Here is a 2,898-nt window from a genome sequence, read left to right as displayed (position 1 = left end):
ATCACCGGCTTCATGGCGCTGATCCCCGGCGGCGCGCCGCTGTGCTTCACGCTGGTTTCGGCCTATCTGGTGGCCAGCGGCACGCCGCTTGCGGGCGCGCTGCTGTTCATCTGGGGCACATGCGAGCTGTTCATCGTCGACAAGACCATCCGCCCGGTTCTGGTCGGCGGTCCGGTCAAGCTGCCGTTCCTGCCGACGTTTTTCGGGTTGATCGGCGGGGTCAAGACCATGGGCATCGTCGGGCTGTTCGTCGGCCCGGTGCTGATGGCGCTGCTGGTCTCGATCTGGCGCGAATGGCAGCGCGAGGTTGCCGATGACGATGCCCGCTCCGGCATGACCGGAACCGCACCGCAAGACAGGACAGGATCTTGACGGGCACAGACTGAAAACCACCCGAAATCCCCAAAAGCTTGCGCTGGCCGATGCCGGACGCCATCCCGGAAGGTCCTCAGCGCGATGTAAGCAGCAATACCGCACTGATGGTGATGAACGACAGCGCGCTCATGACAAGCATCGCCATCGATGCGGATCGTTCCTCGCCATAGCGCTGCGCCAGGATCGGATAGATCGCCATCACCGGGGTGGCCGCGATGACCACCGCTGCGGCGGCCAGGCGTTCGTTCCCGACACCCAGCCCGACAATCGACATGATCAACAGGCCCAGGCCGACCGCCATCGGATGCAGCAACAGCTTTCCGACGACAACGGAAAGAACCGATACATTCAGCGCCTTCAGCGGCAGGGCGGCAAGCGTGCCCCCGATCACCGTAAGGGACACGGCCGCGCTTGCGGATGCGAAGATATCGATGGGGCGCTCGACCAGCACCGGCAAGCCAAGCCCGAAAGCCGAAATCGCGAGCCCCAGCAACAGCGCGATCACGATCGGATTACGAACCAGTCTCAGCGCTATCTGACGGACCAGCCTGCCTTCTGTCACCTTCCCCTCGCCGCAGGAATGCTCTGCCATGACGAGGACAAGCGGAATCATGATCAGGTTCTCGATGATCATGTTCAGGGCCAGTGCCGTCGTGGCGACATCGGGCAAGGCCATCACCAGCACGGGATAGCCGACAAAACCGCTATTGGCGCAGGACATCCCCATCGCGCCGAATGTGCTCGCCAGTGCCGTCTGCCCCTCGACCCTTCGGGACCAGAAATAACCGAGTGAAAAGACTGCAAGCGACCCGAAAAGGACCGCGCCCAGATAGCCGAAATTGGCAATCTCTCCCAGCGGACGACTGGAAACAGCGCGAAGGATCAATGCCGGAAGCGCAAGGTTGACAACGAACTTCCCCAGCGCGGCCATATCGGCGGAAGAAAAAACACCCAGACGAACCGACAGAAAACCCGTGCCCATCAACACGAAAATCACGCCGGTGATCGAAAGAATATCAAACATGCTGCTCCACCGCCGCGACCGGAACTGCCCGAAGGATCGCGCTATCCTCAGGGCCGAACCGATGATTGCCATCTGGAAGCCTCGGCTTCAAGGATGCGCCCCCGTTTCCCCATCACTGATGCCGCTTGCGGCGGCAGATGCCCGTATTGTCGCGCCAAAAGGCAGATACCGGCTGAAATCAGGTGCCCGTGCCGGCAGTCGGATCGTCCGAACCCATATGGATCCCGGCACCGGCGGAAGCGACCGTTCCTACGCCCGAATCCGAAGCGGTGCCAAGTCGCATCGATCCCAATTCGGCTCTGCATGACCGCCCCGGCAACGCCCCCATGAAAAAGGGCCGGGCAACACGCCCGGCCCTTTCCATGTTCAGCCGCGCTCAGTTCGCAGGCGCGGGCACCGCCACCGGCTCCTGCTGGGGCGGGCTGGCCAGCGACTCGGGCATGGGCGTCAGCGTGACGCCGGCCGCCGCGCCCAGCGGCTCGCCCTCGCGATTGGTTTCGGTCGGCGCGACCGGCTCGTCATCGGTCGCCGCCGCTGCCGCCTCGGGCTCCTCCGGGATCGTCGCCGCCACGGGACGCGGCTGCGGCACCGGGTTGGCCCGGTCCGAGCCGTCGCTGCGCAGATAGTCGAAGAACTCGCCCTCGGGCTGGATCACCAGCGAGCTGTTCTCGCCCTTGAGCGAGCGCTCATAGGACATCATCGAGCGGGTAAAGGCAAAGAACTCGGGGTCGCGGCCAAAGGCATCGGCATAGATGGCGTTGCGGCGGGCATCGGCTTCACCGCGCACCACCTCGGCCTTCTTGCGCGCTTCCGAGGTCAGCTCGACCACGGTGCGGTCGGCGGCGGCGCGCACGCGCTGCGCGGCCTCGCCACCGCGGGCGATCTCGTCCGCGGCCTCGCGCTCGCGCTCGGCGCGCATCCTGGCATAGGTCGCGGTCAGGTTCTGCTCGGGCAGATCGGTCCGGGTCAGGCGCACGTCGATGACGCGCACGCCCAGATCCTCGGCCTCGGTGCGGGCCAGATCGCGGATACGGTTCATCAGGGGCGTGCGGTCATCCGACAGAACCGTGGTCGAGGGGACCGAACCCAGCACCTGACGGATGGCGCTGTTGATGATCGAATCCAGCCGTTCCTGCACGCGCGGCAGACCCAGACCCTGGGTCGCCTGATAGACGCGCTGCGCGTCCACCACCTGCCAGCGGGCGAAGGCGTCGACGACCAGACGGCGGTCGTCCAGCGGCGTCACCTCCATCGGGCTGGTGGGCAGGCCAAGGATGCGGGCATCGTATTTCACCACCGAATCCAGCAGGGGCACCTTGATCCCAAGGCCGGGATTCTCGCGCACCGTCACCACTTCGCGAAAGCGCAGCACCAGCGCGCGTTCGCGCACATCGACGATATAGACCGAGCTGACGACCAGCACACCGATCACGACCAGAGCCGGCAGCGCCAGCGTCGAAAGAAAGCGTTTCATCAGTTGGTCCCCCCGGTGGCGGTGC

Annotated in this window: 3 protein-coding genes; 1 reads left to right on the top strand and 2 read right to left on the bottom strand. The window is 65.0% G+C overall.

From position 1 onward, the window contains the following. Window positions 1-372: AI-2E family transporter (locus ACK5IR_RS10180; RefSeq protein ID WP_416928508.1), on the top strand; the 372-nt coding region annotated here is incomplete at its 5' end. 76 nt (window positions 373-448) lie between these two features. On the opposite strand, the gene ACK5IR_RS10175 is transcribed toward ACK5IR_RS10180, so the two are convergent. Further along, window positions 449-1,399, bottom strand: a complete 951-nt coding sequence (locus ACK5IR_RS10175) for an AEC family transporter (protein WP_416928506.1) — start codon at window positions 1,397-1,399, stop codon at window positions 449-451. 376 nt (window positions 1,400-1,775) lie between these two features. Beyond that, a complete protein-coding gene (gene hflC, locus ACK5IR_RS10170; RefSeq protein ID WP_416928510.1) occupies window positions 1,776-2,873 on the bottom strand; it encodes a protease modulator HflC in 1,098 nt (365 codons plus the stop codon). Window positions 2,874-2,898: the final 25 nt, after the last annotated feature.

Source organism: Tropicimonas sp. (genome assembly GCF_047971885.1).
GTDB lineage: Bacteria > Pseudomonadota > Alphaproteobacteria > Rhodobacterales > Rhodobacteraceae > Tropicimonas.
This window is presented reverse-complemented; position numbering and strand designations above follow the sequence as displayed.